The sequence below is a fragment of the Paenibacillus oleatilyticus genome (assembly GCF_018998565.1).
GTDB lineage: Bacteria > Bacillota > Bacilli > Paenibacillales > NBRC-103111 > Paenibacillus_G > Paenibacillus_G oleatilyticus.
Genome location: NZ_JAHNZO010000007.1, coordinates 59666 through 74777, shown reverse-complemented (window position 1 = coordinate 74777; position 15112 = coordinate 59666). Strand labels below are relative to the sequence as shown.

General features: G+C 51.7%; 17 protein-coding genes. All 17 read right to left on the bottom strand.

All coding sequences use genetic code 11. From position 1 onward, the window contains the following. Positions 1-231: 231 nt before the first annotated feature. The 17 genes from KQX66_RS11310 to KQX66_RS11230 all read right to left on the bottom strand — a co-directional run bounded on the left by KQX66_RS11310 (position 232) and on the right by KQX66_RS11230 (position 15094). Entirely contained in the window at positions 232-933 is a 702-nt protein-coding gene (locus KQX66_RS11310; RefSeq protein ID WP_216792564.1) for a peptidoglycan recognition protein family protein, read from the bottom strand. Next, entirely contained in the window at positions 881-1150 is a 270-nt protein-coding gene (locus tag KQX66_RS11305) for a hypothetical protein (RefSeq protein WP_216792563.1), read from the bottom strand. The genes KQX66_RS11310 and KQX66_RS11305 overlap by 53 nt, the downstream gene beginning before the upstream one ends. Positions 1151-1171: 21 nt before the next feature. After that, positions 1172-1489 (bottom strand): hypothetical protein, encoded by a 318-nt coding sequence (locus tag KQX66_RS11300; protein WP_108530156.1) that lies wholly within the window; start codon positions 1487-1489, stop codon positions 1172-1174. Positions 1490-1528: 39 nt separating this feature from the next. Continuing rightward, positions 1529-1909, bottom strand: a complete 381-nt coding sequence (locus tag KQX66_RS11295) for a DUF4376 domain-containing protein (RefSeq protein ID WP_216792562.1) — start codon at positions 1907-1909, stop codon at positions 1529-1531. Positions 1910-1939: 30 nt separating this feature from the next. Next, positions 1940-2512 (bottom strand): putative phage tail protein, encoded by a 573-nt coding sequence (locus KQX66_RS11290; RefSeq protein WP_216792561.1) that lies wholly within the window; start codon positions 2510-2512, stop codon positions 1940-1942. Continuing rightward, positions 2509-4137, bottom strand: coding sequence for a baseplate J/gp47 family protein (locus KQX66_RS11285; RefSeq protein ID WP_216792560.1), 1629 nt, complete (start codon positions 4135-4137; stop codon positions 2509-2511). The genes KQX66_RS11290 and KQX66_RS11285 overlap by 4 nt, the downstream gene beginning before the upstream one ends. Continuing rightward, on the bottom strand, positions 4138-4587 hold the full coding sequence (locus KQX66_RS11280) for a DUF2634 domain-containing protein (protein WP_216792559.1): 450 nt from the start codon (positions 4585-4587) through the stop codon (positions 4138-4140). After that, positions 4588-4956 (bottom strand): DUF2577 family protein, encoded by a 369-nt coding sequence (locus tag KQX66_RS11275; RefSeq protein WP_063179998.1) that lies wholly within the window; start codon positions 4954-4956, stop codon positions 4588-4590. It lies immediately after the preceding gene. A gap of 33 nt (positions 4957-4989) precedes the next feature. Continuing rightward, positions 4990-5610 (bottom strand): LysM peptidoglycan-binding domain-containing protein, encoded by a 621-nt coding sequence (locus tag KQX66_RS11270; RefSeq protein WP_216792558.1) that lies wholly within the window; start codon positions 5608-5610, stop codon positions 4990-4992. Positions 5611-5630: 20 nt separating this feature from the next. Continuing rightward, positions 5631-8111, bottom strand: a complete 2481-nt coding sequence (locus KQX66_RS11265; protein WP_216792557.1) for a glycine zipper domain-containing protein — start codon at positions 8109-8111, stop codon at positions 5631-5633. 180 nt (positions 8112-8291) lie between these two features. Then, positions 8292-8681 carry a phage tail assembly chaperone gene (locus KQX66_RS11260; RefSeq protein ID WP_063915641.1) on the bottom strand — a complete coding sequence of 130 codons (390 nt, stop codon included), beginning with the start codon at positions 8679-8681 and terminating at the stop codon, positions 8292-8294. A gap of 36 nt (positions 8682-8717) precedes the next feature. Next, positions 8718-9125 (bottom strand): phage tail tube protein, encoded by a 408-nt coding sequence (locus KQX66_RS11255; protein ID WP_063179992.1) that lies wholly within the window; start codon positions 9123-9125, stop codon positions 8718-8720. Positions 9126-9175: 50 nt separating this feature from the next. Next, positions 9176-10648 (bottom strand): phage tail sheath family protein, encoded by a 1473-nt coding sequence (locus KQX66_RS11250; protein WP_216792556.1) that lies wholly within the window; start codon positions 10646-10648, stop codon positions 9176-9178. Beyond that, positions 10648-10815 carry a YqzN/YkzM domain-containing protein gene (locus KQX66_RS11245; RefSeq protein ID WP_163852416.1) on the bottom strand — a complete coding sequence of 56 codons (168 nt, stop codon included), beginning with the start codon at positions 10813-10815 and terminating at the stop codon, positions 10648-10650. The genes KQX66_RS11250 and KQX66_RS11245 overlap by 1 nt, the downstream gene beginning before the upstream one ends. 24 nt (positions 10816-10839) lie before the next feature. Continuing rightward, the gene (locus KQX66_RS11240; RefSeq protein ID WP_216792555.1) at positions 10840-11694 is read right to left on the bottom strand and encodes a DUF3168 domain-containing protein; all 855 of its coding nucleotides are present in this window, start codon (positions 11692-11694) and stop codon (positions 10840-10842) included. A 92-nt stretch (positions 11695-11786) separates the two neighbouring features. Next, positions 11787-12524, bottom strand: coding sequence for an XkdW family protein (locus KQX66_RS11235; RefSeq protein ID WP_216792554.1), 738 nt, complete (start codon positions 12522-12524; stop codon positions 11787-11789). Between the two features lie 14 nt (positions 12525-12538). Further along, positions 12539-15094, bottom strand: a complete 2556-nt coding sequence (locus tag KQX66_RS11230) for a gp53-like domain-containing protein (RefSeq protein ID WP_216792553.1) — start codon at positions 15092-15094, stop codon at positions 12539-12541. Between the last annotated feature and the right edge of the window lie 18 nt (positions 15095-15112).

Here is a 15112-nt window from a genome sequence, read left to right as displayed (position 1 = left end):
TCAGAGTGTTGAGAAACCCTGGTAGTAGAAAAACTCAGCCAAATAGAGGCGGGGTATATCCCGTAAGAGTTTACGTCCGCCTTTGAAACCCGTGAAAATACCGCTAATTCTAATCCAATTCACGGGTTTCAAGAGCGGCTGGAGGGATATACCCCACCGGCGTATGCAGAGAGTTTTCTACGCGAAGCGGGTTTCTCAACAAGCTCAAGACATACCCGGTCAGGTATGTCCTCATAACAAGCCCAGCTCTTTCATTTTCGGCTCCAACTGAATAATTTTGTTTAGCGCCCACTCTGCGTTTCCATCGTTGCCTTGCGCCATGTTGTACATGTACAGAATTTGATTGGCGATGGCATAGGCGTTCTTTCTTTTACTTTCGCTGCTGCCCATATATTTGAGCTTCATGTCCAAATCTTTCAAGTCCGCCCGCACCTGATTCATGCTAATGCACGGACAAGCCGTGTTGTTGTTCGGATACTCGTTGTGCCCCATCACGTTCTCGACGGGAATGTTGAATATGGAGCGCACCGTCATAATCGCGGCGTACAGACACTCGCGCTCTTGCGAGGTCAAATTGCGTTTGGACAAGTCCCCCGAGACGGAAATGCCTACCGTATAAGCATTATTCGACGACGTATGATAGCTGAACGTGAGCAAATCGTTCGTCTGGTAAATTTGATCGCCCTTAATCACGATATGATAGCCGATGCCGCCCCAGCCGTTCGTGTTCACGTGCGCTCTCGCGTAGCCTTCGGGCGTTCCGCCTTCTACCGCGGAGTGATGGACACTGATATGCGTGATATCCTCAAACCGGCGCATTTTGTACGGATTGGTCGAACTAGTCAACAGAGAATCCGTAATGTCGAGAATAGGCTTGACGCTATACGGCAGTTGAACCAGTTGAATCGCTCTTAGAGTAGTCGGGTTCCCCATTCTCGGCACCTCCTGTCTGTTCTTTGGCGATCCTTTTGCCGTCAATGTAACCCTCGACCAAGATGTACGTCGCAATCGCTCCTACATTCGTTACTAAGGCGACGACTTTCGCGATCGTATTATTATCAACATTGAACAGGACCAGAGCACTTGTGATCACCGCCGCCAATAAGGCCCAAAATTTGCGGCTGCCCAATTTTTGCTTCAGCACGGCCATCTTCCCTTTCCTAAGTTTCACCTAGCTGCTTTTCATCTTCATATTGATTTCGCGAATTTTTCCTTCCACGTATTGTCGGGTCACTGCGGACTCTTTCTCCAAGCTATTGACCTGAAAATGCAGTTCTTTGATGATTTCGCTTTGCGTTTTGAGCAGCTCCACCATATTGTCTTCATCTTTGAAGTATTTGGGCGCCACCTGCGTCAGGTATTTCTTCACCTGCTTGATTCCTACGCGTTTGGTCCAAATGACCGCCAGAGAGGTCAGCGCAGCTTGCAGACTGATCTCTTTCCAATGCGCCACTAGCCACACAATGAAATCTTCAATGACCTTCATCATCCATATCACAACCAATTCGTATCAAAATGTCCCGGCTCGCTACTCCCACTGGATATGTTCAAGCTCCTCCACGTTCCGCGCAACGTGCAGTTGCTCTTTTAATTGCTGATACCGGGTCAAGCAGCTTTTCTTATGGGCGTCGGCCTCGGATGCAACGGAAATGAACTCTTCCCGGGTATGCGTGACGAATCCTTGATCCTCCGTTTTCCAGACGACATCCGTAATGCTGTTATCGGCCAACAGCATTACGATCTGCCCTGTCGTATTAATCTGATCATAAACGCTATAAGAGTACTTATGCTTCGTCCGGACCGAAGAAAAACCGGATAAAATCCGATTCTCGCACTGCAGCCGCAGCTGTCTCAGCTTCTTTTCCTTCAAGAACTCCAAGCTAATAGGGTGATGCAAAATATCCGCCATATCCCAATTGATCCCATCCACGATGTATGATTACAAATATTCCTGAAATTGATCCCATGTCAGATGAAGGTTTTCGATCGTGTCCCACGTTACATGCTTGGACTCCAGATTGTCCCAGGTCAAATGATTGTACTCATACTGAATATCCAAATGAGCGGGAACCACTTCCCGCAAAGCCGTCTGCAGGTCCTGAATATTCGATGGAATCCCCGTTTTTTCGGCAAATCGTACGATGATCCGGTACGCTTGGAAATCTTCGATGATATCCATGCTTCCGTTCCCGAACGATTCGGCCACTTGTTCCACGGTAGAACGGGTCGCTGTGCCAATGCCGCGGATTCGTGAAAGAATAAAGCCCTTTCGTTCGTTGTCCGGCAGCTGATACCGGACCGGAAGCCCAAGCTCCATCTCCCATAAATCAAGTCCCCACGTCGCCGTTTGCACAAAATACTGCTTCAATACTTCGTCCAAAGTCTGGTATAACTTATCGAGTTCAGCCGCCTGCTGATCGACAATGGCGCCCATAATGGCGGAGGTGCCGTAATACTCGGGCAAATAGTCCATCATCGTTTGTGCCCTGGGACTCGTCAGCTGATACTTCATCGGAACGTCACATCTCCCAGCACAGCCACTTCATTGGCGGACACAATGATATTTTTCTGGCTGTTATTAATAAAAAAGCTCGTTTGATCGTAATCCACGACGCCCTGTGTATCCAAAATGATTTGCCCCAGACGGGTATAGAGCACATCGTTATTTTCTTTGAAAGAAAGCGATGTGAGATATTTGTCAAACTTTTGCTTGATTTCGTTCTGAATGGCGGTCACATTGCTGCCTGGCAGCACATTGAGCGTTACCTTGATGTCGATCGGTATCTGAATGGCAGGGCGTACCGAGACCCGAACGCCGATCGGCGCCTTGCCTTCCCCTGTATTTTTGGAAAATGCAGACGTGTATACGACATTATCCAGCCAAAGCGTCGTGGTCGTATCGCTCTGCAGACGGGTGATTCGCAATTCGAGATGGTCTTCCCCGTTCCAGTAAAAGTCGGCCCACACCGGCCAATCCCGCGAAGCAACGATAGGGTCAACGGAGCCGGAATATTTGAAGAAACTGAGCAAATCCTTAGCCGATTTCACTTGTACGGCATCCACGGTACTGCTTGGTCCCGTTTTCGCCCATCCGTTGCGGGAATGATTCCATATCCCGAATTCAACCAAATTCGCGGTCCCCGCCGTACTGCTCACTTTGAAATGCGGCCTCACTCTCCATATGCCTGCTTGCTTCGGCAGAGCCGTATCCAATTCCGTGCGCTTGGCCGTACCTATGCCGTCGGAGCTATACGCAAACTGGAGGGCAGACTTGTTTCTGGCATCCTGCTGGGACGTATCTGTGGATACGCCTTTTCCCCCTTGTGCCAGCACGGAGTCCTCTTCCACCAAGGTATACGGGGGCGCAATGTAATGCTGCACCGCTTCCGCAATAGCCAAAGACGCCGGCTTCATGGAGGTATCCACCACATAGATGCCTACGGTGCCGGGACCTTCATCGACAGGCATGATGGCAGCACCGCCGACTCCCGATACCTCGGTGACCCAATTCATATAGTCCGCTTTGTTTCCTCCGGCGGATGTAGAGCGTACCCGCTGCAAATAACGAAGCTGCAAGGCCGCGTCATCTTCCATATTGAGACCGCCGGAAGTTTCCTTCAGATTGGTCACACTGGAAATTCCCGAGAGCGGCGATACCAGTAGTTGAATCGCCCTGGCAGAGACGTTGCCGCTTTTGCCGCCGACGATCGCTTCAATGTTGACGGTCCCCGCACCGCTTGGGTCCAACACGACTTTGGACAGCGTCTTGAATTCAATCGACGGCTCGCCAATAGCGGAATCGGCCAGCGTAGCCACAATCGTTCCGGCCGAGATTTCCGCCCCCGCCGCTCCTTTGAATTGAATTTCGCCCCGTGCTTTTACCGCTGCCTTGCGTGTAATGCCGTGCTCTGCGCAGCGCAAATCCAAATATTCGCCAAAGGTGGAGCCGACAAACCCCCTGCGCAAAACTTCTCTCGCCCAAATGGCTCCTTGTGCTAATTGAATGGCAGCCGGGGCCAGAGAGTCCCATATATAACTGCCTTCAGCCTTGTCCAGATCGGAGGGCAGGGCGTCCAGCATTCTTTGCATAATCGCTTCTTCCGTTTGATCCTTTAAATAATCAGGCAACACTGTCATCTACTTGGCCACCACACTTCCCGTTAAAGTGCCTGTCGTTCCATGAATATTTCTTACCTCACAAGTGAACATGCAGGTTTCGCCTTGCCAGTTAAATTGAAAATTGCTCACGCTTGCCGTGCGAGGGTCGACGGTCAAGCATTCGGTTGCAATCCGTTTAATCTCGCTTTCGTTTCCGGAACGATTCAGTCCCTTGGCGATCAAGTCGTCGAACTCCTGACCGTAGTTGCGGGTGTAAGCCAAATACCGGTAACGGGCTGTCGAAAGCGCCTTGTTGCACCATTCCAGCCAGGCCTCAACCCCTCTGGACTCCGCCACCTTCCCCGTCGGCGTCGTAACAAATTCTCCCGCTGCATAATCGAACTTCCAGCTGCGTCCGAAGCCGATGGTGCGCACGGCGAATTCCGAAGCCTCCGGCAATACGGGCGAGCTTGGAAATAAACTTGCCATCTACACCACCACCTTGCATAAAACGACAAAATCACTGCCGTTATTCACGGGCTGCACCAAAACCCGGTCTCCCGGCTGCAGGCCCTCTTTGAAATGAATTTTGACATCAGGGATTCGGGCGGTTTCAAAATCGATCTTGGCCGAGCCGCCACCATTGATCGTTCCCGTTAAACTGAATGCCGGCAGTTCAAGCTCAACTCGCCAGTCTGCCGTCATATAATCCTGAATTTCATATTTGTAGCTGTCCAGTTTTAACCCGCTTGTCGTCATCGTTCCCATCTCGGCCTGCAATCCGGCCACCGCTTGCGACGTGTGGCCGGAAATTCTCGTATCGAGCAGAGAAGCAAGTTGTTTAAACGGACTATCCAAAAATTAAACCTCCCTACATGTGGTGCGAGCTTGTTAAGGCATCACTAATTCTTGCCCGGGATAAATTTGATTTGGATCTGGACCGATGAGGTCTTTATTTAACTCATAAATTTCACCCAATCTGCTCCCCGATCCAAGATTCAATTTGGCAATTTTCCATAAGGAATCGTCGGATTTTACCACATAGGTTTTGGGTACGGGCTTTAAATCCGTTCTCTGGGAAGGCGAAGTATCGGTAGCTGTCCGAATCTTCACTTCCCTCCAGGTCCGGCAAGTCAGGTCAAAATAGACGTCTCCCGGTTCTCCTCCGCGGAACGTGCTGACATGCGAAGAGACGAGCACGAACACATTGACGGCCGTATCGGTAATAATCAACTGCACGGGCTTCTTGTCCACCATCCACGTATTTAGCTGATTCATCGCAAACTGCGGGTCCGGGACCGGCTCGTACCGGCAATAGCTCATGTCATATTCTTTAGGAAAAAAAGAAGAGAAGGTAATTTCCTTTACCTTCTCTCCCTGCGGAAAATCAATTTCTCCCAAACTTAGGATATTAACCGTTTCAAATTTTTTCTCGCGACGAATGCTGACCTCTTGAGGGTTAACCGGAAAATGGAGCTTGGTTCCCGCAGGGTCCATCAGTATAAAGTCCATCGCATCATCACCACTTTGTCTTAAACTCTGTTTTCCATGGCAAGTCTGACATCCTTGACGATCTTCTGGCCGATACGCAGCGCCAAGTCGTCTTCGTTTAATTTGTCTTCAACTCGAACATTGATACCGGAAACGGAGACATTGAGAGGGCTCGGTCCGACCGGCTTTTCTACGACCGCGGGCGCTCCATTTCCTATCGGATAAAGCGCGCTGCCGGATGCCAGCGCCGGATTAGTGCCCGGATAAATAGCCGGCTGCGCAGGCGGTTCCGTTTTCACGGCGGGCTTCTCTTCTTTCTTGAACCATTTGCTGGCGAAGCCGGACACCTTTTCCGCCAGGAAGCCTCCGGCCATCGAGCCCACCATGTTGCCTACGAAGCCCCCTGCTACCGTTCCGATGCCAGGCAGCAGCGCCGTTCCAATGGCTGCGCCAATCGTCCCGCCGATCGCGCCGCCGGCCAACTCGCCGGTCGCTTTCGTCGCTGCAGCAGCTTTGTTGTCTGAGGTGGCAACATCCATCACGCCCGACAAGACGTTCAAACCGGGAATCTTCTTGGCAATCGACTTGACTCCCGGAAGCTTGGTTAACTTTCCCAGCCCTTCGGATAGCAGTCCGCCCGCCGTACTCTTCACCGCCTCCATTGGACTATCTTCGCCGGCTGCCCCGACGGCTCCTAAAGCAAGAGCGCCTAAAAGGCCGCCTTTTTTTCCGCCCAACTTCGGACCTTTGCTTGCAGAGGCTTTAGCAGAGCTTTTCACTCCATCAGCCGCCGAGTTCATGATTGTGGACGCTGCGCCTTTGGTACTCTTGCCGGATGACTTAGAGGAGCTCTTCACTTTGTCAGCCGCCGAGCTGAGGCTTGCAGATGCCCGACCCTTCGTTTTTTTGCCTTTCCCGCTTCCACGCTCCGGGCCGCCTTTTCCCCCGCCGCCTGCTGCGGCAGCTCCGGTTCCCTTAAGCTCTTTCAGCGCTCCGCCAATCATGGTAATGACGTCAACAATGCCTTTCCCCAAATCAACCAGACCTTTGCCCAGGTCCGTCAGCGATTTGCCCACCGTGCTAATCCCGGTACCGACACCGTCAAAAGATCCGCTTAAATCTTTGATCCCTTTACTGACGCCGCTTAAGGCGGTTGTGCCGATACCTCCGATGGCTTCGCTCAGTTCTGTGATGCCTTTACTGAGGCCGCCAAAGGCGGTCGTACCGATACCCCCGATGGCTTCGCTAAATTCTGTGATGCCTTTACTCAGGCCACTAAAAGCGGTTGTACCGATACCTCCGATGGCTTCGCTAAATTCTGTGATGCCTTTACTCAGGCCGCCAAAGGCGGTTGTACCAATACCTCCGATGGCTTCGTTCATTTCTTTGATGCCTTTGCTTATGCCGCCCAAAGCGGTCGTACCGATACCCCCGATGGCTCCGCTGAGTTCTTTGATGCCCTTGCCTATGCCGCCCAAGCCGGTCGTGCCGAAATCCTTAAGGGCTGCGCCGAGCTCCTTCACGCCGGCGCTCACGCCACCCAAGCCGGTCGTGCCGAAGTCATTGAACGCCGCACCGACTTCCTTCACACCGGCGCTCACGCCGCCTAACCCGGTCGTGCCGAAGTCTTTGAACGCTGCGCCGAGTTCCTTCACGCCGGCGCTCACGCCGCCCAAGCCAGTTGTACCGAAGTCATTGAACGCCGCGCCGACTTCCTTCACGCCCGCGCTCACGCCGCCCAAGCCGGTTGTACCGAAATCATTGAACGCTACGCCGAGTTCCTTTACACCGGCGCTCAGTCCGACTAGGCCGGTCGTGCCGAAGCCTTGCAACGCTGCGCCGAGTTCCCTCACGCCCGTGCTCAAGCCACCAAAAGCGTCCGTGCTAAAGCCTTTCAGCGCCTCACCGAGCTCTTTCACGCCCGCGCTCGCGCCGCCAAACGCATCGAGGCCCATGCCTTTCAGCGCCTCGCCGAGCCCCTGCACACCCACGCTCGCACCGCCAAAAGCATCCGTGCCCATACCCTTCAGCGCTTCGCCGAGCCCCTTCACGCCCTCGCTCGCGCCGCCGAAGGCATCTGTGCCCATCCCTTTCAGCGCTTCGCCGAGCTCCTTCACGCCTGTGCTCACTCCCGCCAGAGCGTCCGAACCCAGACTGTTTAGCGACTTGCCAAGATCCTCGACGCCGGCGGAGACTCCGCCCAAAAAGGACGGCCCCAAGCCTGACAGCGCCTTTTGTACGTCGCCCAATCCATCGGCCACGCCGGTCATGAGGGACTTGCCCATATTGCCCAAGCCCCCGCCCGACCCTGAAGCTCCTCCCGAGCTTTCGACCCGAATGCCGACGATCGATTCGATCTTCGGCGTAATCTTCATGGCGCTTAGGGCGCTTGCTGCCGCTCCCGCACGGTTCATCTTATCTTCAACCGCTTGAATCGCAGAGCTTATAGGGCCAAATGACTGGCGCAGCCGTTCTTGCATTTGCTGTAATAGCTGGATTCGCCCCAAAGCAGCTTCAGCCATCTGCACTTCACTTCTTTCATTCTCTCATTTGACGAACTCTCTCTTCATGCTCAAGCTCCAGTTCCATACTGGCGAGCAGGAAGAGCTGTTCCCCGCGAGGGAGCTTCCAGAATTCTCCGGGGCGGAGGTGATGTCTTACCCATATGGCATGGAGCATTCCTCCAAGTCCGCCGGAGACGATTAGTTTTTTACTTCTTCCAGCGTTGTATTGAAGCCACTAACGTCGAGCACGGAGTCGCCGAGCGCAGACAATTCACCCGCCAGCAAAATCCGCTTGATAACCTCCTCGGCTCCGCTCGCCTGGTATTTCGCCAGCAAACGGGAGTCCCCCCAATTGGGGGAAACCGTAGAGGCCGCGATCAAAGCTACGTTGAACTGCTCTTCATCCAGACGCTCCACCATCTGCCCTTTTCTTTCCGTGCGCTCCGTGCAGCGCTCGCGAAGCAAGTAAACTTGCTTGCCGGTTAATCCGCGCAGCGTGACAGGAACTCCCAGACGAGACAGGTTTACCGTTTTTTCCGGGATACGGTCCGCTTCCAGCAGTCTTTGCAAAATTTGTTCATCCATCATCGTTTATCTTCTCCTTTTTACCGTTACTTTTTGTCGTTACGCTTTAATCGGGTCTAAAAGCTCGTAGCCTTCAAACGTGAAAGAAATTTCTTCCTTCACTTCTTCGCCGGCCGTCCAGTTGGCGAGCTGCAGGCGGTCCGGAATGACATTGACCAGACGCACGCGTTCGAAGCCGTAGCTTTCCGGGTCTGCCAATTTGGAAATAATCTCGAATTTAGTAAAGCCTTTTTCCAGCATAAAGCTGGTCACTTTAAATCCGCTGACCGTTCCCGTTCCCTTCTTCGCACCCAGCTTATGGCGAACCCAGGAATCTCCGGAGAGATTCAGCTCTTTCTTCTGAACCTCTACCTTGGCTTCCAGATGGTTGAAATTCGCTTGCCAATTCCCGTCGATAAATACTTGACCGTACGTTCCAAGTATGACTCTGCTCGCATCTAATGACATTTGTTAGTCCTCCTTAGGTTATCGCAAAAATTTGCTTCGAATGCATCGGCTTACAGCACGATAAAGGTTCCGAAAATTTGCTCCATCGCGTCCGTTAACCGCGCTTCCCACTGAATATAAACTTGATCCGGAGCCGGAGTGATCGTTGCCGACGAACCATAGTAGAGCGGGTTCAAATACACATCCCAGCCGGTAGCTTCAATGACACCGCCTTGAACCAGCGATTGCATATATTGCTTCGATGCGCCGATAAGGGCGAGACGGCCTTCCTCGGTATTGTTCACTTTGCCGATATAGTTGTTCTCGGCCGCCTGCATCAAATCGCTGTTAATGGCATCCATAACGCGAATCGTTCTAATTTTTTTCCAAGAGCTGTTCTGGCCTTGACGCAAGGTGACGAGCGAGTTGACGGCTCTAAGCGCCTTTACGATTCGGCCATCATGGTAAAATAAGAATACGCCGTTCGTCACCGCCTGCTCTTGCTCGCTGCGCGTCCATCTGCGAACGACATCGCTGAATGGCGAAGCAGCATATGTCGCGGATTCGCTAAGCTTCTGTCCGGCGATCACACCGGCAACGTACGCAGATACTTGAGCGGAGCTATAGCTCACGCCGTTCCAGATCACGCCTGTCCCTACGTTGATAACACCCTCATGGTTGAAGTTCGCCGTGCTGCGCACGCTCGCCTTGTTCACGGCATCCGATGCCGTATCGTCTGCGAGGCTGCCTCCGAGCACGACAACCGCCCCTTTGCCTTCGGAGCGAACTCGTTTCACCCATGCCACAACGCTGGCTTGAATAGCCGAGTCCGAAACGCCGTCCAGTGCAAAATAGTTAAAATCGCGCGTTTCAAAAGCCGTTAGCGCATTCGTGTAATCGGTCGCCGTCACGCCGCCAATTCCCGAATTGCCGCCCGCAAGCGCCACGTTGGAGACATCCTTGAGCTCGCCGCTGCCGTCATCCAGCTTAGTCGCCGTCACCCACACGTTGCCGCTGTCGTTATTGATGGCATCGACAGCCGTTTGAATCTTCCCGCTGGCGAAGACAAACGTTTTCAGAAGCTTCGTACCTTCAAAAAGCTTCATATTTTTCTTAGTCGCGTCCGCGATATCCGGTTGAATCGTTACCTTGAAGTTGTTGCCTCGCGCGCCGGGATATTTGGCATTCAACTTCAGAACATCCTTCGGCGTTCCTGCCGTATCTTGAAGCGTCAAAGCGGAAGCGGCTGCCGTGTTATCGGCCAGACGGTATGCGACCACCTTTTTCGCTCCGCCCAGCAGCGCCAGCTTCAACGTCGTCAAAGCGGTAGCGTTGCCATCCGTGTCGCCTCCGAAGCTCTCCAAAATGCCCGCTTCGCTTGTAATTTCGACAAAGCTGCGTACCGGACCCCAGTGCGCCTTAACCGGAACGCCAACGACGCCCCGCGCGCCCGATTGAATCGAAGCCAGGGCCGCCGCCTGAAAATTCACATACATGCCTGGCAAAACCGACTTATCTACCGTACTCCAAGTTCCTCCTGCCATTACTCATTCACTCTCCTGTTCATAAATTGTTCAATGCGCTCCCGTGCTTCCTCTACCGAAAACGTTTCTTCCTCTGCTCCGAACAACGCTCCGATAACCGCTTCCGGAGACACGCCAAATACAGTTAAGGCGTTCGCCATTAACTCTTCGCGAGTATACATCGACATATGATTCATTCTCTCCTTTAAAAGTTATTCAATGATTGCGTTAGGTTTAACGCCGCCAATCAACACAGCCGTTGGTTCGTCCTGAGAACGGCGATCCACCATTCTGCTCAATGTCAGCGTCAGCTGACCTTCGATCATTTCGTCCTTCGGCGTGTGCAAGGCGGGAGCGACAATCGTGACGTACCTCTTGTTCGCTTCATCCAGCATGATTTTTTTGGCGCCGATCAGCTTGCTTACCATCTCGGCGGCCTTTGAATTTTGTTCCGCCAAGGTGCGGCCCAGAACATGCCCTGTCATCTTTTTCTTCAATTGGCACAGGACGCTGCCCTGATCCTGCATCTCGAAGTCGGTCATCCTCCACAGGATCGATGGAGCGGAGTAATCGACAGGCCAAGTGTTGCGGTACACCTTCCATTCGGAAGGCAATTGAAGGCTTGTCCATTTGGCCAGCGCTTCCACCCACGGGTCTGCAGCGGTTGCGGCATCCGTCCCTCCGGAAGGCTTGATCTGTACGGAAAATCTGGCGCTTCTTGATATAGCCGACAGCGTCGTATCCACTTCATCTGAACGATGCGTGCCCTCGTAACGGCATGTGAACGAAGCGCCGCCCGCGCCGCCTTCCGTCAAGCGCTGTCCATCCAGCGCCTGTTTGACTTTAGCCATCAGCGCATCGACTTCGTGAAACGATGTCATTCCGCTGTAGCACCGCACCTCGTAATGGCGGACAAGCCCCCTCCACGGCTCCTCCTGCTCCTCCTTGCGCTGAAGCAGTACCAAATACGGCTTCGGCGTGGACGAACTGACCTCGTGAAGCTGGTAACATCGCCCCCCGATCTCAGGCAATTGTGCGATCAGGCGCGCTTGAATTTCAGCTCTCATGTTTTCAGCCTCCTTGTGCGTTTCATTGGAGTTCACCTCCTTTCCAGCGGGCTGGTCCGGCCCTAATCTTGCATGTTCCATTGCGCTCCGGGTCAACACCACTTGATTTGCTCTATCTCGAAAGATGTGCTCGCCGCTTGAAGCTTGGATTCAAGAAACCTTAGTTTGTCCAACTGGGCGATCTTGTGCATCATGCCGTCCGTCCATAACCGTGTAAACTGGTCTTTGGTATGTACGATAACGCCCGCATCACGAGTGTTCCATTTCGCTTCTTTCAAAGCAGGGTCCGTCGTAAACAATTCCTTCAAAGAATGCATATTGATTTGAGCTTCCAAGTCATACGAATATTCGTGCATTTCGCCGACAGCAGAAGACAGAAAAGTTCCGGTAATGGCTTGCGAGCAGCACTTGTCCAGGTAACGCAGCTTTTTGGCTTTCTTTTGTTCTATGGAATCATCTGACTCTTTAGGCTGCATCGCTTCCAACGCAGCTTGCAACTCCTCGTTAGTTGGTTTCGGAGCGTCAAGGTTCCATTGCGCAATGTAGGCCCCCTTGCCATCCAAGTCGTCCTGTACGACGAAATCAACCATTCGCACGGCGGTCGGATAAAGATGTTGGATAGCGAGCCACTTCTTCCTCTGATCTTCTGATGGCATACAGAATTGGCCGTTTTGAACAACGTACTTACCTTGTTCGCTGACGGCATCCTTCCATTGCTCTTCAGTGATCGGAATAACCGTGGAAGGTATTTTATCCGTATCCCATACATCGTCATTGTAAAAAGCAAGGATATTTCCTCTCGCATCAAACTCCGCATAATATTGAGCCACTTGAAGTCCCCTCCTCAGTAACCAATGGCAAACCAGTGGATAGTTTGTTGTGACCCTGCTACCGTCCATGCCATGAACTGCGTGTTCGTGTAGCTTCCAATGCCAACGGTTTGCGAGGCTGCCGATGTTTCCACTTGACCAAAAATATGCATCACATAGTTAGGAAACGCAACGGGAAACGTTACCGTTCCGGAGTTGGATATCGCTGCCGTACCCCATTGAAGGATGAGACCGCTCGGCAATTTTTGATAGCCGTTGATGGCTTTGCTGATCGCGCTGTTGTTATCTCCCCAAGGGTTAACAACGCCTTTCTGGCTGATATGTACTTGTCGGGCCAAATTTTCCGCTGTACTGACCCGGGCCTCTACGTCTGCTTGATGGGCTGCCAGTTGATCGACAACCTTTTTCAAGTTACTCGCATACTCGCCTTGGATGGATTCAAGGTTGCAGGTGAGCGCATACTGGTCGAGTGCCAGGTAAGTGACGTTGTAGGTGGCGGTGGGGTCGTAATTCATCCAGTCTAAACGAGCTTTAACCAATCCAATAGGATTGAGTGTAGACTCATACCATGTAGGATCGTGCTGTCCATTTTTATAAACGGCCCTAATTTGTCGCATAACATACGCGCTTGGTGAAGAAACATCACCCATAGCTACGGCTACACCAGCGTTGATAGCTAGTGGGGCCTTTTCCCGTACGATCATCCCATTACCGACTTCAACCTGATTCAGCCCTTCGCGGAACGATATCCCGCCTTCAAATGAGATTTCTTCGGCTGCCGGTGCAGCAAGTTCGTAAGTAAGCCTGTAGGGCCTGTATTTAAACGCTGTCGCCATAGTCGTAGACGGTGTGGTTCTTGTCGTATTTTTTGGACTGCCGTAATCCGTTTCCCCGATTTGTACCCAAGCCTTTAACGCGTTGTCAGTTCGTGTATAAGTAGTATTGTTGAATTTGCCCCATTCAAACATTTTCCAACCGTTGAAATAGGCTTGTATCTCCGTTGGCGAAGGCTCATATGACTCCCCCCAACCACTGTCCGTGTCGGCAATGGAGATATACAGATTATTTAACGTAATAGAATTAGTAGGATTGTGATAAACGCTATCGGCCAAAGATATGGCGGTAGGCGTAACCGTCAAGATTTTACCATCATGCTTTATCACCGTTTTATTTCGCGCATTTGTGTATAGGTTCTCAATACGAACTTGCTTAAACCCTGTACCATCGTTGTGAAATTTCCACGGTAAGCTCCCATCCAAGTCCATCGTCTTGAATCGCGCCTGCTTCCAGTACTTCCCGTCACGCTGAAACAGCGTATCGTAGACCGTCCCATCAACGTTTGAGGCGAGTTGGACGTTCGGGAAGAACAAGTAATCGTCGTTGCGTAGTTGGAATGGTTTTGCCGCCGTACCAGGGTTAAGCATAGGCTGACTGAATGTAGTCGCAATGCTCGCGGTGTTTCTGTTCGTCGCGCGAATATCCAAATAGCTTGCTGTGCTCGGTGTCTTGAATGTTATAGAACTGTTTGAAGCAAGAAATTGACCAAAGTCCTTTATAAAGTTATAGTCCGAATCACAGGCGTAAACCTCGTAGTTTCCAGACCCGGGATCTCCGCTTAATGTGTAATGCCTTCCCGGTAAAACGGCAACTCTCGCCGTACTGTAAGAATCGACTGTATTGGTTACCAGTCTCAATTTATAAGGGTCAATTGCGGTAGCGTTGGGATTCAGTATCCACTCGTGAAACGGCGGCAGCAAGTTGTCGCCATATTTAATAACATAAGGCGAATTTACGTGCTTTACATCGTCTACATAAGGATACTTCGCTACAACCTGGTCGTAACTGAGTTTATTTTCACGAAAAGCCGTAAATTCGTCCTGCGAAATTTCGTAAACAACAAGTCCGTCATAATAGATGATATCATTAGCGGTTCCGAAAGTGTTGACGTCGATTCTTGCCGTATAATACGGTACCGACGAACCGGTTAAATCCAATACCTGATAGTAGAACCGCCATTCGGGAGTAGCATTGATATAAAAAGATCGATGTCCGTTATCAACGGTATTTGTCCATTTTACTGTCCCGTCTGCGTTTCTGACGATTAAGAATAGTTCTCCTTGAGGTGTCCCGGCCGCAGACTTTGCCCATACCCCATAAAGCACATATTTTCCGGCCAAATAAAGCGGCTGAGAATTATATCGTACCTTTTCCCCTGTGCCAGTTGAATTATCGATCTTACCACTTGAGTTTCCAAACTTGCGAACGGTAGCATCAATGATGAGATCCCCATTACCTTCAGTCCACTTGCCGCTATTTTCAAAGTTTCCTTCCCGCCCGAGCAGGTTCACCAAGGTCCTTCCTTTGATGCTGACGTTCTCCAACATACTGGTCTGCTTCGCATTTACAACTTGCATCCCATAGCCTAGCTGCACCGGGGCCGGCTCCTCTGCCAGCAGTTGACCCGCAAAGGCATCTATCTTCTCGAAGTTCTCATTAAATTCCGTCCTTAAGACCGGATCAGCGCCTGTCCAATGATGCATGTTTAAGTTTGAAGTTTTATTGCCGCTCATCAATAACCCCTCACTTCC